The 25,042-nt window shown below is 69.8% G+C and carries 21 protein-coding genes, 2 tRNA genes and 1 pseudogene; 19 read left to right on the forward strand and 5 right to left on the reverse strand.

The window, feature by feature from the left end:
* Positions 1-100: 100 nt before the first annotated feature.
* The 12 genes and pseudogenes from dnaA (at position 101) to GKS42_RS00055 (ending at position 12,413) form a co-directional block, all read left to right on the forward strand.
* Positions 101-1,543 carry a chromosomal replication initiator protein DnaA gene (gene dnaA / locus GKS42_RS00005; RefSeq protein WP_154791969.1) on the forward strand — a complete coding sequence of 481 codons (1,443 nt, stop codon included), beginning with the start codon at positions 101-103 and terminating at the stop codon, positions 1,541-1,543.
* A gap of 606 nt (positions 1,544-2,149) precedes the next feature.
* Positions 2,150-3,277, forward strand: a complete 1,128-nt coding sequence (gene dnaN / locus GKS42_RS00010) for a DNA polymerase III subunit beta (protein WP_154791970.1) — start codon at positions 2,150-2,152, stop codon at positions 3,275-3,277.
* Positions 3,278-3,325: 48 nt separating this feature from the next.
* A pseudogene (gene gnd / locus GKS42_RS00015) lies at positions 3,326-4,225 on the forward strand (phosphogluconate dehydrogenase (NAD(+)-dependent, decarboxylating)); the annotation flags it as partial.
* A gap of 13 nt (positions 4,226-4,238) precedes the next feature.
* A complete protein-coding gene (gene recF, locus GKS42_RS00020; RefSeq protein WP_154791972.1) occupies positions 4,239-5,426 on the forward strand; it encodes a DNA replication/repair protein RecF in 1,188 nt (395 codons plus the stop codon).
* On the forward strand, positions 5,416-6,075 hold the full coding sequence (locus tag GKS42_RS00025; protein ID WP_232847858.1) for a DciA family protein: 660 nt from the start codon (positions 5,416-5,418) through the stop codon (positions 6,073-6,075). Before recF ends, GKS42_RS00025 begins: the two co-directional genes overlap by 11 nt.
* A gap of 230 nt (positions 6,076-6,305) precedes the next feature.
* Positions 6,306-8,348, forward strand: coding sequence for a DNA topoisomerase (ATP-hydrolyzing) subunit B (gyrB, locus tag GKS42_RS00030; protein ID WP_154791973.1), 2,043 nt, complete (start codon positions 6,306-6,308; stop codon positions 8,346-8,348).
* Positions 8,349-8,382: 34 nt separating this feature from the next.
* Positions 8,383-11,022, forward strand: coding sequence for a DNA gyrase subunit A (gene gyrA / locus GKS42_RS00035; protein ID WP_154796453.1), 2,640 nt, complete (start codon positions 8,383-8,385; stop codon positions 11,020-11,022).
* Positions 11,022-11,636 (forward strand): DUF3566 domain-containing protein, encoded by a 615-nt coding sequence (locus GKS42_RS00040; RefSeq protein WP_154791974.1) that lies wholly within the window; start codon positions 11,022-11,024, stop codon positions 11,634-11,636. The genes gyrA and GKS42_RS00040 overlap by 1 nt, the downstream gene beginning before the upstream one ends.
* A gap of 75 nt (positions 11,637-11,711) precedes the next feature.
* A tRNA-Ile gene (locus GKS42_RS00045) sits at positions 11,712-11,785 on the forward strand.
* A 32-nt stretch (positions 11,786-11,817) separates the two neighbouring features.
* A complete protein-coding gene (locus GKS42_RS26135; protein ID WP_210769272.1) occupies positions 11,818-11,937 on the forward strand; it encodes a DLW-39 family protein in 120 nt (39 codons plus the stop codon).
* Positions 11,938-11,975: 38 nt separating this feature from the next.
* Positions 11,976-12,051, forward strand: a tRNA-Ala gene (locus GKS42_RS00050).
* A 68-nt stretch (positions 12,052-12,119) separates the two neighbouring features.
* On the forward strand, positions 12,120-12,413 hold the full coding sequence (locus GKS42_RS00055; protein WP_154791975.1) for a DUF2277 domain-containing protein: 294 nt from the start codon (positions 12,120-12,122) through the stop codon (positions 12,411-12,413).
* Between the two features lie 60 nt (positions 12,414-12,473).
* On the opposite strand, the gene GKS42_RS00060 is transcribed toward GKS42_RS00055, so the two are convergent.
* A complete protein-coding gene (locus GKS42_RS00060; RefSeq protein ID WP_154791976.1) occupies positions 12,474-12,917 on the reverse strand; it encodes an NUDIX hydrolase in 444 nt (147 codons plus the stop codon).
* 444 nt (positions 12,918-13,361) lie between these two features.
* On the opposite strand from GKS42_RS00060, the gene GKS42_RS00065 reads away from it, so the two are divergent.
* Positions 13,362-14,948, forward strand: coding sequence for an FUSC family protein (locus GKS42_RS00065; RefSeq protein WP_154791977.1), 1,587 nt, complete (start codon positions 13,362-13,364; stop codon positions 14,946-14,948).
* Here GKS42_RS00065 and GKS42_RS00070 read toward each other — a convergent pair whose 3' ends face one another.
* The 3 genes from GKS42_RS00070 to GKS42_RS00080 form a co-directional block, all read right to left on the reverse strand.
* Positions 14,949-17,324, reverse strand: coding sequence for a beta-galactosidase (locus tag GKS42_RS00070; protein WP_154791978.1), 2,376 nt, complete (start codon positions 17,322-17,324; stop codon positions 14,949-14,951).
* 67 nt (positions 17,325-17,391) lie between these two features.
* Entirely contained in the window at positions 17,392-19,224 is a 1,833-nt protein-coding gene (gene argS, locus GKS42_RS00075) for an arginine--tRNA ligase (protein WP_232847859.1), read from the reverse strand.
* A 121-nt stretch (positions 19,225-19,345) separates the two neighbouring features.
* Complete coding sequence (locus tag GKS42_RS00080) at positions 19,346-20,188, reverse strand: hypothetical protein (protein WP_154791980.1); 843 nt, start codon at positions 20,186-20,188, stop codon at positions 19,346-19,348.
* A 172-nt stretch (positions 20,189-20,360) separates the two neighbouring features.
* On the opposite strand from GKS42_RS00080, the gene GKS42_RS00085 reads away from it, so the two are divergent.
* Positions 20,361-20,885, forward strand: a complete 525-nt coding sequence (locus GKS42_RS00085) for a peptidylprolyl isomerase (RefSeq protein WP_154791981.1) — start codon at positions 20,361-20,363, stop codon at positions 20,883-20,885.
* 220 nt (positions 20,886-21,105) lie between these two features.
* A complete protein-coding gene (locus tag GKS42_RS00090) occupies positions 21,106-21,747 on the forward strand; it encodes a rhomboid family intramembrane serine protease (RefSeq protein WP_354002690.1) in 642 nt (213 codons plus the stop codon).
* 482 nt (positions 21,748-22,229) lie between these two features.
* Here the strand turns inward: GKS42_RS00090 and GKS42_RS00095 are convergent, their stop codons facing one another.
* Positions 22,230-22,475 (reverse strand): cell division protein CrgA, encoded by a 246-nt coding sequence (locus GKS42_RS00095; RefSeq protein WP_154791983.1) that lies wholly within the window; start codon positions 22,473-22,475, stop codon positions 22,230-22,232.
* A 64-nt stretch (positions 22,476-22,539) separates the two neighbouring features.
* Between GKS42_RS00095 and GKS42_RS00100 the strand changes: the two genes are divergently transcribed.
* Genes GKS42_RS00100 through GKS42_RS00110 form a run of 4 tightly spaced genes read left to right on the forward strand, consistent with a single transcriptional unit; the run spans position 22,540 to position 24,891 of the window.
* A complete protein-coding gene (locus tag GKS42_RS00100; protein ID WP_154791984.1) occupies positions 22,540-23,325 on the forward strand; it encodes a DUF881 domain-containing protein in 786 nt (261 codons plus the stop codon).
* The gene (locus tag GKS42_RS00105) at positions 23,322-24,095 is read left to right on the forward strand and encodes a class E sortase (RefSeq protein ID WP_154791985.1); all 774 of its coding nucleotides are present in this window, start codon (positions 23,322-23,324) and stop codon (positions 24,093-24,095) included. Before GKS42_RS00100 ends, GKS42_RS00105 begins: the two co-directional genes overlap by 4 nt.
* The gene (locus GKS42_RS25880; RefSeq protein WP_163541719.1) at positions 24,095-24,256 is read left to right on the forward strand and encodes a hypothetical protein; all 162 of its coding nucleotides are present in this window, start codon (positions 24,095-24,097) and stop codon (positions 24,254-24,256) included. Before GKS42_RS00105 ends, GKS42_RS25880 begins: the two co-directional genes overlap by 1 nt.
* A complete protein-coding gene (locus tag GKS42_RS00110; protein ID WP_154791986.1) occupies positions 24,256-24,891 on the forward strand; it encodes an aminodeoxychorismate/anthranilate synthase component II in 636 nt (211 codons plus the stop codon). Before GKS42_RS25880 ends, GKS42_RS00110 begins: the two co-directional genes overlap by 1 nt.
* Positions 24,892-25,042: the final 151 nt, after the last annotated feature.

The following is a 25,042-nucleotide window of genomic DNA, read 5'->3' on the forward strand; positions in this document are numbered from 1 at the left end:
TCGCGCGTTCTCGAACCGAGACCGGTTGCACACAGACTGTGGATAGAGTTGTGGACGACACCACCGTCGATGCTGTCATCATCTTGCTGCAGGGGGTCATGTGTCCGAATCACCAGTCGATGCCGCGGCGCTCGGTCCTGCCTGGACCAGGGCCATCGAGATCCTCACCGACCGAGGCGAGCTGAGCGGACCGCACCTGGGGTTCATCCGGCTCACCAAGCCCCTCGGCGTCATCGACGACACAATCCTGCTCGCCGTCTCCAACGACTTCGCCAAGGAGTTCATCGAGACCCGAGCCCGCGAGTCGATCACGGCGGCTCTGTCGGCAGCCCTCACGCACAACGTCAAGGTCGCGGTCACGGTCGACCCGTCCCTCGAGGAGACCCTGACGATCGACGAACCTCCAAGGCGAGCCGAACCGGTCCAGGACCGCGAGCAACGACCTGCACCGAGGCAGGCGCCCAGGCCGGTACCGCAACCTGACCACTACGCGACCGGCGTCGACCCGAACGCCCGCCTGAACCCGAACTATTCGTTCGACACGTTCGTGATCGGATCCAGCAACCGATTCGCGCACGCCGCGGCGACCGCCGTCGCCGAGGCACCGGCCAAGGCCTACAACCCGCTCTTCATCTACGGACAGTCCGGGCTCGGCAAGACCCACCTGCTCCACGCGATCGGGCACTACGCGAAGAGTCTCTACCCGGGGATCCGGGTGCGGTACGTGAACTCCGAGGAGTTCACCAACGACTTCATCAACTCGATCCGTGATGACAAGGCCGAGGCGTTCCAACGGCGGTACCGCGAGGTCGAGGTGCTCCTCATCGATGACATCCAGTTCCTGCAGGGCAAGGAACAGACGATGGAGGAGTTCTTCCACACGTTCAACACCCTGCACAACGACAACAAGCAGGTCGTCATCACCTCAGACCTGCCACCGAAGCTCCTCAACGGCTTCGAGGACCGGATGCGATCGCGCTTCGAATGGGGCCTGATCACCGACGTGCAGCCGCCGGACCTCGAGACTCGCATCGCGATCCTGCGCAAGAAGGCCGGCAGCGAGAGCCTCCAGGCACCGAACGACGTCCTGGAGTACATCGCGTCGAAGATCTCCTCCAACATCCGTGAGCTCGAGGGCGCGCTCATCCGGGTCACGGCGTTCGCGAACCTCAACCGGCAGTCCGTCGACCTCTCGCTCGCCGAGATGGTCCTCAAGGATCTCATCACCGACAACGACGGGGCCGAGATCACGCCGTCGTCGATCATGGCGCAGACGGCCACCTATTTCGGTGTGACCATCGAGGCCCTCTGCAGCGCGGACCGTTCGCGGGTGCTCGTGAACGCACGTCAGATCGCGATGTACCTGTGCCGGGAACTCACGGACCTCTCGCTGCCGAAGATCGGCCAGCTCTTCGGAGGTCGCGACCACACCACGGTGATGCACGCGAACCGCAAGATCCGTCAACAGATGGCCGAGCGTCGGTCCACCTTCAACCAGGTCACCGAGCTGACGAACCGGATCAAGCAGCAGCAACGAGGCTGACCGCACCACCGCCAGGCGGCCGGTCCGTGAATCGCTGACCGCTCGATGCGGCGTTGGCTCGACCCGAACCGTTCACCCGTTTCAACCAATTCACAGTTGTGGATGAACCTGTGGACACCCGTGGACACACGCCATGATCCCGTGGACGCAGCCCCGGCGATCGGTGGACGGGCCAGCGCAGGACTTTGTGATTACACAGGTTCCACAGGGCCCTGTGAACCGCCGTCGCACCCCCGGTCCACAACCAGGTCGACCCGCTGACCTGCACGGACGTCACTTGTCCACAGGATCCACAACTCCTATGACGATGACTACATATCTCTATGGGATCCAGGTGTGAACAACCAACATCTGCCCGAACGCTGCTCCCGTGCCCCAGCATCGAGCTCGAGGGCACCGACCTGCCCAAGCGGCTCCGCCCTCGACTAGTCTCGGCAGGGCGACCCACACGAGCACACCGATGGGCGACCAACGGCTGCGATCGTGGTTCGAGCGCTCGAACCTTGTCACTATGCTCTGAGGACCCACGAGAGTTCCGACGCCGGGCCGCGCCGAGAGCCGAGCAGCACAGCCGAGCACCACCAGATCAGGAGAGAGGCCGACATCGTGAAGTTCAGGGTTGAGCGAGATGTGCTGGCGGAAGCTGTGACCTGGACGGCACGAACGCTGCCCAGCCGTCCGTCGGTACCCGTGCTGGCTGGAGTCCTCCTCGAGGCCAACTCCGACGGCACTCTCGTGCTCTCGACCTTCGACTACGAGGTGTCCGCCCGCTCGAGCGTTGCAGCCGAGGTCGACGAGCCGGGTTCCGCCCTGGTCTCCGGACGCTTGCTCGCCGAGATCTCGCGGGCCCTGCCGAACAAGCCCGTCGAGGTCAGCGTCGACGGCTCGAAGGTCGTCGTGGTCTGCGGCGCATCCCGGTTCACCCTGCTGACGATGCCCGTCGAGGACTACCCCGCGCTCCCCGACCTCCCGGACACCACCGGCTCCATCTCCGGAGACGCATTCGCCCAGGCGATCTCCCAGGTGACCATCGCGGCCGGCCGCGACGAGACCCTGCCGCTCCTGACCGGGGTCCGTGTGGAGATCGATGGCGACAAGGTCACCCTCCTGGCCACGGACCGTTACCGGCTCGCCATGCGCGAGGTCTCCTGGACACCGGCGTCGCCGTCGGTCAGCCGGGTGGCCCTGATCCGGGCCCGGACACTCTCCGACGTCGCCAAGAACCTCAGCAACGCCGGCTCCATCGACGTCGCACTGGTGGAGAACGGCGACATCGTCGGCTTCGAGGCAGGCGGCCGCCGAACCACCTCGCTCCTGGTCGACGGTGAGTACCCGCCGGTCCGACGGCTGTTCCCGGAGCAGACCACCACGCACACCGTCACGAGCACGGCCGAGCTGGTCGAGGCCGCCAAGCGCGTCGCGCTGGTGGCCGAACGGAACACCCCGATCCGTCTCTCGTTCAGCGAGGGCCAGGTCGTCCTCGAGGCCGGCCAGGGCGACGACGCGCAGGCATCCGAGGTCCTCGAGTCCACGCTCGTGGGCGAGGACATCTCGACGGCGTTCAATCCGCAGTACCTGCTCGACGGCCTCGGCGCGCTGGACACCCCGTTCGTCCGGCTGTCGTTCACGCACTCCTCCAAGCCGGCGGTCATGACCGGCCAGGACAGCATCGACGGCGCAGACCACGCGGAGGAGTTCCGGTATCTGCTGATGCCGATTCGATTCGCGAGCTGAGCGACCGGACTCCAGACTGGTCACCATCACCGCAGGCAAGGGAGATCGCGCATGCACATCGGACTGATCGGGCTCGGTCGCATGGGCGGCAACATGCGCGACCGCATCCGCAATGCGGGTCACGAGGTGACGGGATACGACCAGAACCAGGAGATCTCCGACGTCGCAACGGTGGGGGACCTGGTCGCAGCGCTCCCGGAGGCCCAGCGGATCGTCTGGGTGATGGTCCCGGCCGGCGAGATCACCGATTCCGTCGTGACGCAGGTCGCGGCGCAGATGCATGCCGGCGACATCATCATCGACGGCGGCAACTCCAAGTTCAGTGATGACACCCGCCGCGCAGCCGAGCTCGCCGAGCGCGGCATCGGCTACGTCGACGCCGGTGTCTCCGGCGGCATCTGGGGTCGCGAGAACGGCTACGGCCTGATGGTCGGCGGCCCGGACGACACGATCGCGACGCTCATGCCGATCTTCGACGCACTCCGCCCGGAGGGCCCGGCCGAGGAGGGCTTCGTCCACGCCGGCCCGGTCGGCGCCGGCCACTACGCGAAGATGGTGCACAACGGCATCGAGTACGGCGTCATGCAGGCCTATGCCGAGGGTTACGAGATCCTGGCCGCGCGTGATGACCTGATCGACGACGTCGGCGCCATCTTCACCGCCTGGCAGCGTGGCACGGTGGTTCGCTCCTGGCTCCTGGAACTGCTGGTCAAGGCGCTCAACGAGGATCCTGACCTGGACGAGATCCGTGGATTCGTCGCGGACTCCGGCGAGGGACGCTGGACCGTGCAGGAGGCGGTGGAACGTGCGGTGCCCGCGCCCGTCATCAGCGCCGCCCTGTTCGCCCGGTTCGACTCCCGTCAGGACGACTCGCCGGCCATGAAAGCCGTCGCGGCGCTGCGCCAGCAGTTCGGTGGACACGCCACGAAGGCCGCGGCGGACGGCTGAGCACGACCACTCGATGCATGTCTCCGATCTCGCGCTGACCGACTTCCGGTCCTACACCCAGGTCGTCGTCGCCTTCGAACCAGGGATTACAGCCCTCGTCGGCCCGAACGGTCAGGGCAAGACCAATCTGGTGGAGTCACTCGGCTACCTGGCCACGTTCTCCTCGCACCGGGTGGCCTCCGATGCCGCGCTGGTGCGTCGTGGCGCCGGGCGCGCGGTGATCCAGGCGAAGGTCGTTCGCTCGGGGCGACCCGCAACGCTCGAGCTGGAGCTCGTGGCCGGGAAGGCGAACCGTGCCCGCGTCAATAGGTCCCCGCTGCCCCGCGCACGGGACCTGCTCGGCCGGCTCCGAACCGTGTTGTTCGCCCCCGAGGACCTGGCCCTGATCAAGGGTGACCCGGACGGGCGGCGCCGGTTCCTCGACGAGCTGCTGGTGCTGCTCAGCCCGAAGCTCGCGGGCGTGCGCTCCGACTACGAACGCGTGATCAAGCAGCGCAACGCCCTGCTGAAGTCGGCCGGGATGAGCCGCCGGTCGGGTTCCGGGCCCGACCTGCGCACCCTGGACGTCTGGGACGAGAAGGCTGCCACCGCGGGCGCCCAGCTCATCGCCGCGCGCGTCACGGCCGTCCGTAACCTGCGCCCGCACGTCGAGAGCGCCTACGAGCGGGTCAGTTCCGCACAGAGCGCTGCCGAGATCGGGTACCGGTCGAGCCTTGAGCAGGCCATGTCCGACGGCGAGCGGCCCGCGGATACGGGGGTGGCAGCCGAGGAGTCGCTCACCAATGCGGACCTGGTCCAGGCGCGGTTGCTGGATGCGATGTCGCGGCTGAGGTCGCGGGAGATCGAACGCGGGGTGTCGCTGGTCGGACCGCACCGTGACGACCTGGAGCTGCAGCTGGGTGGTCTTCCGGCCCGCGGCTACGCCAGCCATGGTGAGTCCTGGTCGCTCGCGCTGGCGCTGCGGCTGGCGTCCTACGAACTCCTCCGCGCCGACACCGACTTCGAGAGCGACGGCGAGCCCGTGCTGATCCTGGACGACGTCTTCGCGGAGCTGGACAACCGCCGTCGGGCTCGCCTGGCCGAGCTCGTCGCAGGCGCGGAACAGGTGCTGATCACCTCCGCCGTCGCCGAGGACGTTCCGGACGGCCTCGACGGCGCACGGTACGACGTGATGGACGGTGCGGTCACCCGTGTCCGCTGACCGGCCCGACGGCGCAGGTCCCGCCCCCGGGGGCGGCTCCCCCGAGGCGGGGGCCAGGTCGGTGCGGTCGGCCGGCTCGTCCGCGCCGACGGACCGGGATACGGCGACGGACCGCGCCACGCCGTCCGCCCCAGCGGAACCGGACGTGGACGCGGCGGCGCGGCACGCGCTCGCGCGGGCCCGGGACGCGGCTCGGTCGAAGGGACTGGCGCCCGGCGGGGTCGGCAGGGCGGGTCGGCGCGGCCCTGGGCGGGGCCCCGAGGCCGCGGCGCCCGCGCCGGGTCACGGGACGGGCCGCGATCCGCGCTCGATCGGTGCGGCCATGGACTCCTTGCGCGGGCAGCTCGGGTGGAACCAGCCCTTGTCCATCGGCGGGGTGATCGGCCGCTGGCGGGAGGTGGTCGGAGACCAGATCGCCGACCACTGCGCGCCCGAGACGTTCGACGAGGGCGCGCTGGTGGTGCGCGCGGACTCCACCGCGTGGGCGACGCAGATCCGCCTGCTGCTGCCCCAGCTGGAACGCCGGCTCGTGGAGGAGGTCGGCGAGGGTGTCGTCACCTCGATCCAGGTCCTCGGACCGGGCGGACCGTCGTGGCGCAAGGGGCCACGGTCGGTGCGCGGCCGGGGCCCGCGCGACACCTACGGCTGAGATCCGGCCACCGCGCCACCGGCTCCGACCGGCTTCGTCCACAGGTCGCGACACGCTGTGGATAACTTCTGTGGATATTCGGAGTTTGCGCGGTTTCGGAGTAGAATTGAGCGACCGTCCGGGGGCAAGTGGTTCATCTGCCTGTGGTCCTGGGCCGGCACGCAGGCACCTCACTCAACCGAGCGGTGCCGCGCGCGTGCCTCGATGACGATGAGGAGAGCCAGAACAACGTGGCTGACGACAAGACTGAGCCGGCAACCGAAGCACAGACCTCGGGCCCCACAAGCTACGACGCCAGCAACATCACGGTCCTCGAGGGACTCGAGGCAGTTCGCAAGCGTCCGGGCATGTACATCGGCTCCACCGGTGAACGAGGCCTGCACCACCTGGTCTACGAGGTCGTCGACAACTCCGTCGACGAGGCGCTTGCCGGTTACTGCGACCACATCGACGTGACCCTGCTGGCCGATGGTGGCCTTCGGGTCCGTGACAACGGCCGCGGCATCCCGGTGGACGTGGTCGCGTCCGAGGGCAAGCCGGCCGTCGAGGTGGTGCTCACGGTCCTGCACGCCGGCGGGAAGTTCGGCGGCGGCGGGTACGCCGTCTCCGGTGGCCTCCACGGCGTCGGTGTCTCCGTGGTGAACGCGCTGTCACGCCGCCTCGAGGTGGAGGTGCGGCTCCAGGGCAGCGTGTGGCGGCAGAGCTACGCCGACGGCGTCCCGATGGCCCCGCTCTCCCGCGAGGAGGACACGGACGAGACCGGCACCACGGTGACGTTCTGGCCGAATGCCGACATCTTCGAGACGACCGTCTTCGACTACGAGACGCTACGGGCCCGGTTCCAGCAGTACGCGTTCCTGAACAAGGGCCTTGGCATCTCGCTGACCGACGAGCGGGTCATCGCCGAGGACACCGACGACGAGGTCGCCGGCCCCGAGGTCGCGAGGGCGGAGCCGATCGGGGAGCACTCGCGGTCGGTCACCTACCGCTACGACGGTGGTCTGGTCGACTATGTGAAGCACCTCAACGCCGCCAAGCGCGCCGAGATGGTCCACCCGGAGATCATCGACTTCGAGTCCGAGGACACCGAGCGCAAGATCTCCCTCGAGATCGCGATGCAGTGGACCGGCGCGTACTCCGAGAGCGTGCACACCTACGCGAACACGATCAACACGTCCGAGGGCGGCACCCACGAGGAGGGCTTCCGGTCGGCGTTGACCACGCTGATCAACCGGTACGCCCGCGAGAAGAACCTGCTCAAGGAGAAGGACGAGAACCTCACCGGGGAGGACATCCGCGAAGGGCTCACCGCCGTCATCTCCATCAAGCTCGGTGAGCCGCAGTTCGAGGGCCAGACGAAGACGAAGCTCGGCAACACCGAGGCGCGCACGTTCACCCAGAAGGTTGTGTTCGACCAGCTCGGCGGCTGGCTCGAGTCGCACCCGGCGGAGGCCCGGGACGTGATCCGCAAGTCCATCCAGGCCTCCGCGGCCAGGATGGCGGCCCGCAAGGCCCGTGAGGCGACCCGCCGCAAGGGCCTGCTCGAGGGTGGTGGCATGCCCGGCAAGCTGCGCGACTGCTCCAGCCGGGACGCCTCGATCTCCGAGGTGTTCATCGTCGAGGGGGACTCGGCCGGCGGCTCGGCCGTGCAGGGTCGCAACCCCGAGACGCAGGCGATCCTGCCGATCCGCGGGAAGATCCTGAACGTCGAGAAGGCGCGGATCGACAAGGCCCTCGCGAACATGGAGGTGCAGGCGCTGATCACGGCGTTCGGCACCGGATTCGGCGAGGACTTCGACATCACGAAGCTGCGCTATCACAAGATCGTGCTGATGGCCGACGCGGACGTCGACGGCCAGCACATCGCCACGCTGCTCCTGACGCTCCTTTTCCGGTACATGCGCCCGCTCATCGAGCGTGGCCACGTGTATCTCGCGATGCCGCCGCTGTACCGGCTGAAGTGGACGAACGCGCCGCACCAGTACGTGTACTCGGACCGTGAGCGCGACGCGTTCGTGGCCGAAGGGCTGGCGAAGAACCACCGACTGCCCAAGGACGGCGGTATCCAGCGGTACAAGGGTCTCGGCGAGATGGACTACCGGGAACTGTGGGAGACCACGATGGACCCGGCCACCCGCACCCTGCGTCAAGTCACCATCGGTGAGGCGGCGGGAGCCGACGAGATCTTCTCCATCCTGATGGGCGAGGACGTCGAATCACGCCGGTCCTTCATCCAGCGCAATGCCCGCGACGTGCGCTTCCTGGACGTCTGAGTAAGGAATCGAACACGTGAGCGAACAGCCACCCATGCCCCCGACCGGCCCCAGCGACGACGACCAGCCCGTCGACGCCGTCGTCACCCACGACCGCATCGAGCAGGTCGACCTCCAGCTCGAGATGCAACGGTCCTACCTCGACTACGCCATGAGCGTGATCGTCGGCCGTGCCCTGCCGGAGGTCCGCGACGGCCTCAAGCCGGTGCACCGGCGCATCATCTACGCGATGTTCGACGGCGGGTACCGCCCCGACTCGGCATTCTCCAAGTGCTCGCGCGTGGTCGGCGACGTGATGGGCCAGTTCCACCCGCACGGCGACACCGCGATCTATGACGCGATGGTCCGCCTGGTGCAGCCGTGGTCGTTGCGCTACCCGCTCATCAACGGGCAGGGCAACTTCGGATCCCCGGGCAACGACCCGGCCGCCGCGCCGCGGTACACCGAGTGCAAGATGGCACCGCTGGCCATGGAGATGGTCCGTGACATCGAGAAGGACACGGTCGACTTCGGGGACAACTACGACGGCCGCACCCGAGAGCCGCTCGTGCTCCCGGCGCGATTCCCGAACCTGCTCGTCAACGGCTCCTCCGGGATCGCCGTCGGGATGGCCACGAACATCCCCTCGCACAACCTCCGCGAGGTCGCAGAGGGCGTGCGGTGGCTCCTTGCGAACCCGGGCGCGAGCGCCGAGGAACTCCTCGAGGCGCTGCTGGTGCGGATCAAGGGTCCCGACTTCCCGACCGGTGCCCAGATCCTGGGTCACCGGGGCATCGAGGACGCCTACCGGACCGGCCGCGGCTCCATCACGATGCGCGCGGTCGTCGAGGTCGAGGAACTCCAGGGCCGTACCTGCCTCGTGGTCTCCGAGCTGCCGTACCAGGTGAACCCGGACAACCTCGCCGCGAAGATCGCCGATCTGGTCCGCGACGGCCGGATCCAGGGCATCGCCGACATCCGTGACGAGACGTCCGGGCGGGCCGGGCAGCGCCTCGTGATCGTCCTGAAGCGGGATGCGATCGCGAAGGTCGTCCTGAACAACCTGTACAAGCACACCCAACTGCAGGACACCTTCGGCGCGAACATGCTCGCGCTCGTGGACGGGGTGCCGCGCACCCTCAGCCTCGACGCGTTCATCCGGCACTGGGTGCACCACCAGGTCGACGTGGTCGTGCGGCGGACCCAGTGGTTGCTGCGCCGGGCCGAGGACCGCATCCACATCCTGCGCGGCCTCATCAAGGCACTGGACGCGCTCGACGAGGTCATCGCGCTGATCCGCGCCTCGCGCACCGTCGAGGTGGCCCGCACCGGGCTGATGGAGATGCTGGAGATCGACGAGATCCAGGCGAACGCCATCCTCGAGATGCAGCTGCGTCGGCTCGCCGCCCTCGAGCGGCAGAAGATCCTCGACGAGTTCGCCGCGATCGAGGCGGAGATCGCCGACTACAAGGACATCATCGGCTCCGAGGAACGCCAGCGCGAGATCGTCGGCAACGAGCTCAACGAGATCGTCGACCGCTACGGCGATGAGCGACGCACGACGATCCTGCCGTTCAACGGTGAGATGTCCATGGAGGATCTGATCCCCGAAGAGGACGTCGTCGTCACGATCACCCGGGGCGGCTACGCGAAGCGCACCCGAACGGACAACTACCGCCAGCAGCACCGGGGCGGCAAGGGGGTGCGCGGGGCGCAGCTGCGTGGCGACGACATCGTGGACCACTTCGGTGTCACAACGACGCACCAGTGGTTGTTGTTCTTCACGAACTTCGGGCGGGTCTACCGCGCCAAGGCCTACGAGCTGCCCGAGGGTGGCCGGGACGCGAAGGGCCAGCACGTCGCGAACCTGTTGGCGTTCCAGCCGGACGAGCGGATCGCCCAGGTCCTGGCCATCCGCGACTACGAGCAGGCCGAGTACCTCGTGCTCGCCACGCGCAGCGGCCTGGTCAAGAAGACCCGGCTCAGCGAGTACGACTCCACCCGCACCGGTGGCGTGATCGCGATCAACCTGCGCACCGATGACGAGGGCAACCCGGACGAGGTGGTCTCCGCCCGGCTGGTCGACTCGAACGACGACCTGCTGCTGGTCTCCCGCAAGGGGCAGTCGCTCCGGTTCACCGCCAGCGACGAGGCGCTCCGTCCGCTCGGCCGGGCGACGTCCGGCGTCACCGGCATGAAGTTCCGCGACGGCGACTCGCTGCTCTCGCTGGACGTGGTCCAGCCCGGCAACGACCTGTTCGTGGTCACCGAGGGTGGCTTCGGCAAGCGGACCCGTGTCGACGAGTACCGGGTACAGGGCCGTGGCGGCCTCGGAATCAAGGTCGCGAACCTCGTCGAGGCACGGGGAGACCTGGTCGGTGCCCTCATCACCGGTCCCGACGACGAGGTGCTGGTCATCATGGAGCGCGGCAAGATCGTGCGGGTGCCGGTCTCCGAGGTGAATCTCACCGGCCGGAACACCCAGGGTGTGACCTTCGCCAAGCCGGACGCCGGCGACCGGATCATCGCGATCGCCCGGAATGTCGAGGCCGTCGTCGAGGAGGCGACAGCCGAATCCGGCGACGCCGACGGGGCTGCAGCAGCGGTGGAGTCCTCCGATGGCGTACCGTCTTCGGGTGAGCAAGGCGGCGCGAACACCGCGGACGCCGACGCCGAGCAGCAGGAAGGCAACTGATGACCGAGAACACCCAGGGGCACTCCACGGGTGCGCCGGTGCGCACCTCGACCCGGACGACCTTGGGTGGCCAGGCCCCAGGGCAGCGGCCGCCGAGCATCAAGCCTGCGGGCGAGGCGAGGCCCGGCGCGGTCAAGCTCGAGGTCGGCACCGAGGGTGCCGGCTCGGGGACCCAGCGGCCGGCCGCCCCGCAGGCCCGGACCGCAGGAAGGACCGCCGGGGCGAGTCAGCCGTCCGGCAAGGCCACCCCGGGCGCGCGCCGGGTCAGGCTTGCGATCTCCCGGATCGACCCCTGGTCGGCCATGAAGATCTCGTTCCTGCTCTCGATCGCGATCGGCATCGCGATCGTGGTCGCCACGGCCGTCGTGTGGGGCGTGCTGAACGAGATGGGCGTCTTCGCCAGCATCCAGGGCATCATCGCGGACGCCGAGGCGATGGCCCAGTTCGGCAACCTCCTGGAGTACTTCGAATTCTCCCGGGTGATCTCGGTGGCGACGGTGGTCGCGATCGTCGATGTGGTTCTGCTCACAGCGCTGAGCACCCTCGGGGCCTTCGTGTACAACATTGTCGCGGCAATGGTGGGCGGACTGCACCTCACCCTCACCGACGACTGACCGAATCGGTTTTGGCGCAGCCGTGCGCCTGAGGTAGTCTCACTCCGGCGCCCCCGCGCGAATACGCGGGGATCCGGGCCTATAGCTCAGTCGGTTAGAGCGCTTCCCTGATAAGGAAGAGGTCGCTGGTTCGAGTCCAGCTAGGCCCACGTCTCGCAGATCAGGAAGGTGGCGGGTGGCGATGAAGAAGCTCCTCACACTCCTGGCGGTGGCCGCCGCCGGGTACTTCGTCTGGCGGAAGTTCGCCGCGGACCGCGACGAGCGGGATCTGTGGGCAGAGGTCACCGACCCGCTGCCCTGAACCGAACAGGTCCCGGGCGAACCTCACAAACTACACACGGGGCCATGGCGCAATTGGTAGCGCACCTGCTTTGCAAGCAGGGGGTTGCGGGTTCGAGTCCCGCTGGCTCCACCATCGTGGTGCTCCCCCGGGCGCGGGGTGAGCACTGGACCGGCGTCGGCGGCGCGTGGCACCATCGAAGCATGTGCCGAAACATACGCCCACTGCACAACTTCGAGCCGCACGCAACGTCCGGCGAGGTCCACGACGCCGCGTTGCAGTTCGTTCGCAAGATCAGCGGAATGAACAAGCCGTCCCAGGCGAACGCCGAGGCGTTCGACCGTGCCGTCGCCGAGATCACCCACATCACCGAGCACCTGCTCGACGACCTGGTCACCACGGCCCCGCCGAAGAACCGCGACGAGGAGGCCGCCAAGGCCAAGGCCCGCTCGGAGAAGCGGTTCCCTCGGACCGAGCCGGCCGCCGTCGCCTCCTAGGCCCGGGTCCGCCGAAGCCGGTCGGTACCGGCAGTCGCTGTCCGGTCCGCCCGGCCGCGCCTAGGGGCGCGGCGGTATCACGCCGGCGATGCCGGCCCGCACGAGCCTGCCGACATCCTCACCGATCGGGGTTGGCAACGCATCCAGCGGCCACCAGCGCACGTCGTCGGACTCGTCGCTGACCACGGGCTCGGTGCGGCCCGACGGGTCGACTCCCACGAACCTGAGATCCAGGTGCTCGGTGCAGTGGGAGTAGGCGCTCGCGGGCAACGCATGGCGGTCCAGATCCACCAGCTCACCGAGCTGCACGCCCGACAGTCCTGACTCCTCCCGGGTCTCCCGCTCGGCGGCGTCACGGATCGAGGCGTCCTCGGGCTCGAAGTGCCCGCCGAAGGGGAGCCAGATGCCGATCTTCGCGTGCAGCGTCAGTAGGACGTGGGTGCGGTCGGCGTCGAGCACGATGCAGCTCGCGGTCAGGTGGGCCGGCGTGCCGTGTCGCCACATGGCGCGTGGCTCCGCGCTCAGGAGTGCCAGGAACTCGCGGCGGAGGTCCTCCTGACGCGAGCCCGGCGCGGTCCAACTCGTCAGGAGGGCCGTGGCGTCGTCGTGCAGCCGGGCATAGGGGGCGGGAACGGTGGTCAGGGGAATCTCCCGGTGCTGTCACGGTCGGTGCTCGCCGCCCTGCGGCGAACGACCACTCCTGGCGTGGTCCGCGGTACACCGTAGCGGTCATCCCCGGGTGGAGCGGCTCACGCGCTCCGAACGGGCGCCGCCGACCTCGCGCGCGGCGGAGCGCGGGTCCACGCCCGAGTAGCATCGGGAGGCGTGCCGGAACCCGATCGAGAACGCCGCCCACGCCCGTTGGGCGGCCTCCGTTGGACCATCCGGCCCCCGGTGCGGTGGCCCGTCGCGGCCCGAGCAGCGGTGGCACTGGGGATCCCGCTGACCGTGACCACACTCCTGGGTGAGCAGACCTTCGGCCTGCTGATCGGAACCGGAGTGTTCACGGTGCTCTACGGTGCCGGCAGGCCGCTGCGGACCCGGCTCGTGCTCCTGCTGACCGTGGGGCTCGCCATGGTTGCGTCGGTGTTCGTCGGCACGCTCACCACCGGCAACCCCCTCGTGTCGATCGTCGTCGTGGCGGCGATCGGGATGGTTGCGACCCAGATCTCCCACGCGCTCCGGCTCGGCGCTCCCGGAGCGTTCTTCTTCGTGCTCCTGGCCGGCGTCGGTGGCTATCTGCCTGCTCACGGGGTGCACCCCGGCACTCTCGTGGCCGCGACGGCGATCGGGGCGGCCGTTGCCGTTGTGGTCGCCATGTCCGACCTGGTTCTGCGTCCGCGAGGACCGCAGGAGGATGCGGTGGCCGCGGCCCGCACCGCCGTGGAGGTGTTCGTGACGGCCGGTTCCGCGGCGCCGTTTGCCGAACAACGCAGCGCCGCGGCCACGGACGCCCTGCACGACGCCTGGACCACGCTGGCCGACGGCGGTGACCCCGTTTCGCGAGATGCTCGTGCCCGGGCGCTGGTCGCCGACCTGCACCGCATCCAGCACACCTACTCCAGCTACCAGCTGCCCGGTGACGTGCCGGACCCCGAGCTCCGTGCGGAGGTGACCGAGAGCCCGCTGGGCCAGCCGTCCGTCCAGCACATGCTGCGGCGGTCGCTGCGGTGGCCCACCACCGCGCTGCAGTCCGCACTGCGTGTCGGTGCCGGCGTCGCCATCGCCGGGCTGATCGCGTGGACCGCCGGTACCGAGCACGTGTACTGGGCGATGGCGGCCACGATGCTGGTGCTGCACAACGGGCTGGACCGGAAGAACACCATGATCCGGTCGGTGCACCGGCTGGTCGGGACCGTGCTCGGCCTTGGGGTGTTCCTCGCCGTCCATGCGCTCGTGGACCTCGGCGGCCCCTGGGTCCTGGTCATCACTCTCGTCGTGTTGCAGGGCGCCGTGGAGCTGTTGGTGGTGCGCAACTACGCGGCCGCGGTCCTGTTCATCACCCCGCTGGCGCTGACGATCGGGACCGCGGGCACCGGTGCCGCCGTCGGGGACGTAGCGCTTGAGCGGCTGCTCGACACCGCGATCGGGATCACGGTTGCGGTGGCGGTCCCCTGGCTGGTCTTCCGGCGCGGCACCCCGGGTCTCGTCCGCGCACACCTCGCCCGGGTCCTGACCTCGGCGGCGGCGGTGCTCGACCATCTCGGCGCCGGCGCCCAGCGCCGCCCGGCGGGACAGGCGGCGCTGCGGGACCTCGCGGTCGACATGCAGGAGCTCTCGGGGGTCGTCCGCCGAGGACTGCAGGACGACCCGGACGGGATCGCCGACCTGCTCGAGGTCCGGGAGGCGACCGCGTGGTTGGGGTTCACCGTGCTGGCACGTGGCTGCACGCAGGTCGAGCCCGCCTCCCGCGTGGAGGGCGCCGCGTGGGCCTGCCGTCGGATGGCCGCACAGCTGCGGCAGGGGGTGGTGCCGGCCGCCGAGGAGGTCCGCGCCGTTCGCGCCGCGGCGGGAGCGCTCGGCGAGGACGACTGATCAGGCCGGTCCCGGGTGCCAGCGGGCGGACCGGATCCGGGCCCGGAACCGTTCGGCGGCGAGCGCTGCCCGAGCCCGGGGGTCGAGCCAGATGGCGGCGTGCGGCGGGAACGGGAGGATCTCGAGCGTCACCGACAGGGCGGCCCGCGCGGGCAGGCCCGCACGCTCGCGCAGATCGGCGCCGGTGATCTCCCACGCCGCGCCGGAGAAGAACTGATCGGCGAGCGGGCGGCGCTCACCCTCGTCACCGACCCGTGCGCGCAGCACGTCCCCGGTCCACTCCACGCGCAGGAGTCCCTCCTGCGCGGGCACGTCGACCTCGAACCGTCCCGCGCCGGCGAAGTCCGCGTCCAACGGCGCGCTGAGCCGCCCGTTGCTCGCCGACCGGGCCGCCGGCGGCACGCCCGACGGCGTCAGCTCGCGCACTCCTAGCTCGGCGCCCTCCGCGTCGGCCGGGTCCGCAACGTACGCGTCCGCGGGCGTCCGGCGCTGGACGGACCCTCCCGTGCCGGATCCGGCGTCGCCGGCTCGCTCAGGCGCCGCCTTCTCCCGCCCTACCCAGACCGGGCTCGTGACCCGCCCCACCGGATCCTCGGCGTCCAGCAAGGCGTCGAGAGCGCCGGCGTCGAGCACAAGCAGCTCGACCGTGGCGCTCCCGGTTGAGATCACGACGGGCTCCCGGCCGACCGTCACCACGACGTCACGGCTCTCCGTCGTCACGACGTCGCTGGCCTCGGACGACCCGCCGGCCCGCTCGCCGTCGAGGGCCGCGGCGGTCAGACTCGCCCCCGCGGGAAGCCGCAGCGCGAACCGCGTCTCGATACCGGGGGTGCGCAGGAACACCAGACCCACTGTGCTGACTGTGCTGCCCGCACCGCCTGCGCCGACTGCACCTGCCGACACCCCACCGACGATCCGGGCGACCGGCTGCGCCGTCGCCCACCTGACCCGCACGCCCGACTCGTCGAGGTTGAACGGCCAGGCGAAGTACGCGCCGACACCCACGTCGACCGCCGGCCAGGCCACGGTGCCGGACTCGGTCTCGACGCTGAGCGCCACCTGCGGGTGCGCGGGCAACGGTTCGTGCGGCCGGTGGTTCGTGACGAACACGAACCCGCTCTCGCCGTCGGTGCGCACCGCCCACTGCAGCCTCGGCGCCGGCCCGCCTTCGCCGTCGGGCGTGGGCAGTACTGACGCCATCGGGGCCAGCCGCGCGCCGAAGTCGGCCAGGAACCGATGCTGGCGCCGCAGCAGGACCAGGGACGGCCGTACCTGCCCGGCCGCACCGATCGGTGCGCCGAAGTCGTAGTCGAACTCGGGGAGGTCGTTCGGGTAGCCGGTCGCGTGGGACTCCTGCAGACCGCGGCTGGGCGGGTTCAGTCCGCCGTGGAACATGTAGTAGCCCTGCCACACCGAACCGGAGCCGAGCTTCGTGAGCGCGAGGGCGGCGACGTCGTCGGGGTCCACGAGAGGGCGGCGGTGATAGGCGGTCGCCATCCCCGAACCCAGCTCGCACGTGACGACGGGGTAGGGATCGGGCGTCGGGAACCGGCGGTGCGTCGAGGTGGACTCCGGCCGCGCCGTCGGCATCACGTCGGCGCCGATCGAGGTGTCGTCGAACAGGTGCGTGTAGGTGAACTGGGACCGGCAGCCCGCGCTCCATGGCTCGTCGGCGTCCGTCCAGAACGACTCCGTGTAACCGCCGTAGAGGGGCAGGAACCCCTGACTCGGAAGCACGGCGGTGTTCCACGCCGTCATCGTCCACAGCGGCGCGCGCAGCCCGGCCTCGAGGGCGATCCCGCGGAGGGTGATCAGGTGCTCGGGAGCGTCGGCGAGCTCGTTCTCCACCTGGATCCCGATGATCGGCCCGCCGGAGGCGGCGTCCAGGCCGTCCAGTTGGCCGGCGATCGACGTGTACCAGCGGCGCACCTGTTCGAGGTAGCCCGGGTCATCGGTGCGGATCTGCCACGGCCCGTGCTGGACCCAGTCCGGCAGCCCACCGTTGCGCGCCTCGCCGTGCGCCCACGGACCGATCCGGACGAGCACGTCGAGCCCGGCCTCGGCGGCCAGCGTGACGAAGTGGCGGATGTCGAGGATCCCGGTGAAGTCCGGGGTGCCACGGTCCGGCTCGTGGTGCAACCAGAACAGGTAGGTGGCAACGGTGTTCAGGCCGGCGGCCCGCAGCTTGGCCAGTTCAGCCGCCCAGGTGGCCCGCGGCGACCGGGTGAAGTGGAACTCGCCGGAGACTCCGATCCACGGCACGCCGTCGCGCTCCAGGTGCGAGCCGTAGACCTCGATGCCGGCACCGCCGGGCAACACGGGCGCACCGCGTTCGGATCGCCGGGCGGGGCGGGCATCGATGCGGTAGCGGCTCACGGGAGGCGACCCTACCTGCGGACCCCCACGCGAGGCTGGTGCCCGGCGGCGAGTTCCGCGGACGCGTTCACATCCGTTCCGGTGCGGCGATCCCGAGGAGGTCGAGACCCGTGGCGAGGGTGCGCCGAGTCAGGTCAACGATCGCGAGCCGACGGTCGCGGACCGCACCCTCGGAGGCGAGCACGGGGCAGGCCTCGTAGAAGTCGGTGAACGCCCGGGAGAGCTCGTACAGGTACCCGGCGAGCCGGTGCGGCTCGAGGTCGACGGCCACCTCGGCGAGGACGTCCGCGAACGAGTCCAGGGTCAGGATCAGCTCGCGCTCGGCGCTCTCCAACGGCGAGTCGACGGCGGCCGGCACCTGCTCCGGAACGGTCAGGCCACGCTCGGCGGCCCGGCGCAGGATCGAGACCATCCGGGTGTGCGCGTACTGCAGGTAGACACCGGTGTTGCCGTTGAACGCCGTCATCCGGGCGACGTCGAAGACGTAGTCCTTGACCCGGGAGCCGGACAGGTCCGCGTATTTCACGGCACCGATCCCGGCCTGCTCGGCGATCAGGGTGAGCGTCTCGTCGTCGACCTCGGTGCCCTTGGCCTCGGCGCCCTCGCGGACCACCGTGAGGGCCGCGGCCACGGCGTCGTCGAGGAGGTTCATCAGGCGCACGGTGCCGCCGGAGCGGGTCTTGAACGGCTTGCCGTCCGGGCCGAGAACGCTGCCGAACGGCACGTGCAGCGCCTGCACCTGCTCCGGGTCCAGCCAGCCCGCCCGGCGCGCGGTCTCGAACACCAGCCGGAAGTGCAGGGCCTGACGCGAGTCCACCAGATACAGGATCCGGTCGGCACCGAGGTCGCGGATCCGGTACCGGATCGTGGCGAGGTCAGTGGTGTCGTAGCCGTACCCGCCGTCGCGCTTGCGGACCATGAGCGCCACCGGCTCGTCGTCCGGGCCGGTCACCTCCTCGGAGAGGACCACGAGCGCGCCATCGCTCACGACCGCGATCCCGGCTGCCTCGAGCTCGGCCGCGACGCCGTCGAGCATGTCGTTGTAGAAGGACTCACCCGCGGAGTCCGCCTCGGTCAGCTGGACCCCGAGGCGCGCGTAGACCTCGTCGAACGCGTACTGGGACTCCTTGACGATCTCGCGCCAGGTGGCCAGCGTCGCCTCGTCGCCGGCCTGGAGCGCGACCACGCGCGCGCGGGCCCGGTCCGCGAACTCGGGGTCGGTGTCGAAGACGGCGCGGGCCGCCTTGTAGAGGCCGTCAAGGGCGGACACGGTGGAGGCGTTCTCGCCGTCGGCGTCGGTGTCGGTGATCTCCGTGTGCCGCCACGGCTTCTCGGGGTGCTCGTCGATGTACTGGATCAGCATGCCGAACTGGGTGCCCCAGTCCCCCAGGTGGTTCTGGCGTACCACATCCGAGCCGAGGAAGGTCAGGATCCGGGCCAGCGCGTCGCCGATCACGGACGAGCGAAGGTGCCCGACGTGCATCTCCTTGGCGATGTTGGGGCCGGAGTAGTCGATGACGGTGCGCACACCCGTGGCGACGGGCGGCACGCCCAACCGGTCGCCGATGCGGCGCGCCTCGACCTGCCGCCACAGGGCGGCATCGGTCAGGGTGAGGTTCAGGAAGCCCGGGCCGGAGATCTCCACCTGCCCGACGACGTCCCCCACGGCGATCTGTTCGGTCACCCTCGTGGCGACCTCACGCGGGTTCGCGCCCACCTTCTTCGCCAGTGCGAGCGCAGCGTTCGCCTGGCGGTCGGCGTGGTCGCTCGGGCGGATCAGCGGATCGGCGCCGCTCTGGGCGGGGTAGGCCGCCGTGATGGCATCACCGAGTGCGTCGGTGAGCTGGGTCTGCAGGGAGGCGACGGCGGTCGCGCCGGGTTCAGTCGAGGTCTCGGACACGGGTGCCATTGTTCCACCCGCACGCGCCGGGTCCTGCAGCGAGGGTGTGGCCGGGTGCACTCCAGACGGCGAGACCCCGCACCCAACGGGGGTGCGGGGCCTGGTCCGGGCAGGGCGAGCGTCAGCCGTTCTTGGCGTCGTCCGCCTTGTCCTGGGCATCGTTGGCCGCGTCCTGCGCGGCGTCCTTGGCCTGCTCGGCCTTGTCCGCCACCGCGTCCTTGGCGTCGCCGGCCTTCTCCGCAGCCTTGTCCGCGGCGGCGTTCGCCTTGTCCGCGACCTGGTTCTTGGCCCGCGTGGCCTTCTCGGCGACCTGGTCCTTGACCTCCCCGGCCTTCTCCGCCGCCTGCGCGGTGGCGGCCTTGGCGCCCTCGGCGACGTGCTTCGCCTTGTCCGCGACGGTCGCGGCGGCACTCTCGCCGGCCGCGGCAGGGGTGGCGACGGCGTCGTCCCAGTACTCCTCGGCCCACGGGTCGTCGACGGGCTGGGTGCGGCGCCAGATCAGCACACCGGCACCGGCGACCGCACCGGCCACCAGGACCCAGCCGATCGTCCTGCCGACCTTGCTGCCACCCTTGGCCTTCTTCTCCTGCTCAGCGACAGCCGCGGCGGCCGCGTCGAGGGCGGCGTTCGCCTTGTCCTGCAGATTGTCCGAACCGGACTGGGCGGCCCTGGCGGCCTCCTCCATCGCGGCGATGACGCGTGGGATGACGTCGTCGACGACCTTGTCATGGGCGCTGTCCACGACATCCTTGGACCGCTCGGCGTAGTCGGCGATCACGGGCGCGGCCGCGGTCACGCCGGTGCGCCACGCCTTGTCGACGCGGGGACCAGCCCACTCGAGCGCGGCCTCCACCTTCGGTGCCGCCCAGTCCTTGCCGTGGTCGGCGAGCTGGCGCGCCGCCTTGCCGGCCTCCTCGGCCTGCTCGCGGAGCTGCTCGGTGTTGATCTTGTCCTTGCGCGACATGTGTCTCCCCTAGTTCCCTTCCCGCGGGTATCCACGGAAGATCGGATTCGGATCGTCTGCGTTGATGCCTCTATCGTGCCACCCGCGTGGGTGATGTGCATACGGCCTTGGTCCCACCCTCGCCGAGGCCGGCCAGTAACGCACTCCGAGCCAAGGGTGCGAGGATGGTGGCATGGACGCCATTCTGCACACGACCGCCGGCGACATCGTCGTCGAACTCCTGCCCAACCACGCGCCGAAGACGGTGAAGAACTTCACCGACCTGGCCACCGGTGCGGGCACCTGGACGCACCCGGAGACCGGGGAGTCCAGCAACGAGCCGCTGTACAACGGCACGATCTTCCACCGCGTCATCCCGAACTTCATGATCCAGGGCGGTGACCCGCTCGGCACCGGCCGCGGTGGCCCCGGGTACGCCTTCGACGACGAGATCCACCCCGAGCTGCACTTCCGCGAGCCGTACGTGCTTGCCATGGCGAACGCCGGGATCCAGATGGGCCGCGGCACCAACGGTTCGCAGTTCTTCATCACCACGGCGCCGACCACCTGGCTGCAGGGCAAGCACACCATCTTCGGCAAGGTGAAGGACCCGGCCTCCACCGCCGTCGTCGACGCCGTCAACGTCGTGTCCACCGACCCGCGCAACGACCGTCCGGTCGAGGACATCGTGATCACCTCGATCGAGATCGTCGACTGACCGCTCGATGAGCGCTTACCCGCCCGCGCCGCCGCCGGGGCAGCCCGGAGCGGGAGGCGCACCGCCGGTGTGTCCGCGCCACCCCGATCGTGTCTCCTACGTTCGGTGCCAACGGTGCGGGCGCCCGGCGTGCCCGGAGTGCCAGCGGCCCGCCGCCGTCGGCGTGCACTGCGTCGACTGCGTGCGTGAGGAAGCCCGTACGGTCCGGCCGAGGACCAGCGTGCTCGGCGCCAGGCTGAGCCCGGACAACCGCCCGGTCGTCACGATCACGTTCATCGCGATCTGCGTGCTGCTGTTCGTTGCGGACTACGTGAGCCCGACGCTGCGGATGCGCCTGATCTTCGCGCCGGTCCTCGGGCAGGTCGAGCCGTACCGGATGATCACCACGGCGTTCCTGCACGCCGGCATCGTGCACCTGCTGTTCAACATGTACGCGCTGTGGATCGTGGGACCGTTCCTGGAGCAGATGCTCGGCCGGTGGCGCTACATCGCCCTCTACCTGCTCAGCGCGCTCGGTGGCAGTGTGGCGGTGCTCGCCCTGGCCGGCGACGACGTGTGGAACGTGGCCACCGTCGGCGCGTCCGGTGCCGTGTTCGGACTCTTCGCGGCGATCGCCGTGGTGCTGCGGCGGACCGGGCGCGAGGCGCGGCAGATCCTCATCGTGATCGGGATCAACGTGGTCCTCGGGTTCGTGATCCCGGGCATCTCCTGGCAGGCGCACCTCGGCGGGCTGGTCACCGGCGCCGCCCTCGGCGCCCTGTTCGCCTATCTGCCGAAGAAGGAACGCACGCGCGGCGCCATCGCGGGTGTCGCCCTCGTCGCGGCGATCCTCGTCGGGATCACGGTGGGCGTCTACTCCTGACGCCTGCGGCCCCACGCACTGACGTTGCGGCCATCTCGATCTCACGCCGCGGCCGCCTCCGTCTCACGCTGCGGCCAACGACGGCTGACGCTGCGGCCGCCTACGTCTGATGTCCGCGGCCACCTACGGCTGGCACTGCGGCCGCCTGCGCCTGACGTCCGCGGCAGGCTGCGCCTCGTGTCGTGGCCGGCTCCGCGCCGAGGTTCCCGGATCCAGCCCTTGGCCATGGGTACGGCGGGTCCGCGAGCCGACCGATCAGACCGTCGAACGCCTGTCCACAGGGTTGTTCACACCTGTGGAACTACATCCGTGTAGTTCTCCACAGGTGACTCCACAGCTGTGGAAATCACACGCATGTAGTTCTCCACATGTGTGCACAGACCTGGGGACGAACCGGGGACCCGACGGTCGTGAGAACGGCGAAGGGCCGCGTCATCCGTGTGGATGAGGCGGCCCTTCGGGGAGCGCTGCGGAGCGCCGGCTCAGCGCCAGCGCATCGTCATGACGAAGCCGACCATCATGACCGCGAAGCCGATGCCGAGGTTCCAGGCTCCGATGCCAGGAACCGGGCCGGCGGACTCCATCAGGTAGGTGACGACGACGTACACGAGCCCGACGATCAGCAGGGTCACCATCGTGGGTGCCCACCAGCGCGGGTTCGGCTTGACCGCGCTCGACGCCGGCGGCGGGGTGTAGGCCGGCTTCTTGCGGGACCTGGACTCGGGCATGGTGACTCCTCAGGTGGTGAACTGCCCCCAATCCTAATGGGGAGGGCAACCTACACTGGGACACATGAGGACTCCCGGGCTGCCGTCGCGGCCGCCGCGCGTGCGTGGCCGGTCGATCGGCGTCGCAATGGTGGGGGTCCTCGCCGGTCTGATGTTCGCCACCAGCGCCTCGGTGTTCGCCGAGGACACCGAGCGCCAGCCGCAGAACCTCCCGGAGCTGGTCGAGGCCGAGGAGGCTCGGCTGCAGGAGACCAACGCCGAGGTTTCGCAGTTGCGTGCGGAGGTGGACGCGCTGCTGGGCGAGCAGTCGGCGGAGGTGCCGGAGGCGGCCGCGAGCGACGCGTTGGCGCTCGCGGCGGGCCGGCTGGCCGTCACCGGGCCCGGGGTGGAGGTCTCCCTCTGGGACTCACCGCTCGTCCAGGACGTCCCGGAGGGGTTCAGCCCCGATGACCTCGTGGTGCACCAGCAGGACCTGGAGGCCGTGATCAACGCGCTCTGGGCGGGCGGCGCCGAGGCGATGACGGTGCAGGGGCACCGGGTCACCGCGACCACCTTGATCCGGTGTGTGGGGAACGTGCTGCTGCTTGACGGCGACACCTACTCCCCGCCGTACCGGATCGCCGCGATCGGGGACGCTGACGCCCTCGAGGACGCCCTCGACGACTCCTCCGCGGTCCGGATCTACCGCCAGTACGTGGACGCCGTCGGGCTGGGGTTCTCCGTGACCACCGAGGATGAGATCGAGGCACCCGGGGACGACGGCAATCTCAGCACCAGGTATGCCAGGATCCCCGGTGGGGACCCGATCACGCTCGAGGGGCCCACCACCGATCCGAACGGACCACAATGACCAACGCAGCGCCGCCGTCGACCGCGGCGGTGGACGAGGCCGAGCAGCCGGCCGTGCGTCGACGGCGTCCCTCGATCGGTTCCCGCATCCTCGGCGGGGTCGGGGAGCTCCTGATCACGGCAGGGGTCCTGCTCGGGCTGTTCGTCGTGTGGCAGCTGTGGTGGACCGACGTCGAGGGCGAGCAGCAGGCGGCCAGCGCCGTCGCCGAGCTCGAGGAGACGCTCCCACCGGTACCCCAGGTCGCCGGCACGCCGCGCACGGACACCCCTCCTGTCGAGGAGGCCGCCGCCGAGGGCGAGGTGTTCGCGACGCTGTTCGTGCCGGACTGGGGGATCGACTACGCCCAGCCGATCGCCGAGGGTGTCGATCGCCCCACCGTGCTGGACGCGGGCCGGGTGGGTCACTACTCGGAGACCGCGCAGGCCGGTCAGATCGGCAACTTCTCCGTTGCCGGGCACCGACAGACCTACGGCAAGCCGTTCTATTCGATCGACACCCTTGAGGCCGGCGACCAGATCATCGTGCGAACCGCGCAGGCCTGGTACGTCTACGCCGTCACCACCAGCGACATCGTCCGGCCGGACCAGGTCGAGGTGATCGCGCCGGTCCCCGGGGATCCGGCAGCGGTCGCCACCGACGCGATGCTCACCCTGACCACCTGCCACCCGTTGTGGTCGACCCGGGAGCGGTACATCGTGCACGCGCAACTGGATCACTGGATCCCGCTCACCGACGGCATGCCCGCCGCCCTGCTACCGGAAGGGTCCTGATGTACGGCTGGATCTTCACCCACCTGCCAGGCCCTGCGTGGGCGCGCGTCGTCCAGTCGGCGGTCCTCGTCGTGGCCGTCGTGGCCGCGCTGTTCCTGTGGGTCTTCCCAGCCGTGGCCCCGTACATGCCGTTCAACGACCAGACCGTGGGAGAGGGCTGATGCGCCGCATCCTCGTCATCGACAACTACGACAGCTTCGTCTACACGATCGTCGGCTACCTGCAGCAGCTCGGTGCGCAGACCACCGTGGTGCGCAACGACGGCGAGTCCCTCACCGGGGCGGACCCGCTCGCCGGCTACGACGGCGTGCTCGTCTCGCCCGGACCGGGCACCCCGAAGGAGGCCGGCGAGAGCATGGCGATCATCGAGCGGTGCGCAGCCGAGGAGGTCCCGATGCTCGGCGTGTGCCTCGGCCATCAGGCACTCGGCGAGGTGTTCGGCGGGGTGGTCAACCACTCACCGGAACTCATGCACGGCAAGACCTCCGAGGTGGAGCACGACGGGACGGGGGTCTTCGAATCCCTGCCGTCCCCGTTCACCGCGACCCGCTACCACTCCCTCGCGGTCCAGGCGGACACCGTGCCCGCCGACCTCCGGGTCACCGGGCACACCGCGAACGGCATCGTGATGGGGCTGGTGCACCGCACCCTGCCGCTGCACGGGGTGCAGTTCCACCCGGAGTCCGTGCTCACCGAGGGTGGGCACCGGCTCCTGGCGAACTGGCTCGCGCTCGCGGGCGACGGCGAGGCGGTCGACCTCAGCGCGGGCCTGGCCCCGCTGGTCACGCAGCACTGACACCAGATCCCCCACGGGGCTGAGATCGCACCTCCCAGGGCGAGATCGCACCTCCCGGGTGAGATCGCACTTCACCGGGTCAGATCGCACCTCACCGGGTGAGATCGCACCTGTAGCAGGTGCGATCTCAACGGCGCAGGTGCGATCTCAG

The organism is Occultella kanbiaonis, assembly GCF_009708215.1.
GTDB classification, from domain to species: Bacteria; Actinomycetota; Actinomycetes; order Actinomycetales; family Beutenbergiaceae; genus Occultella; species Occultella kanbiaonis.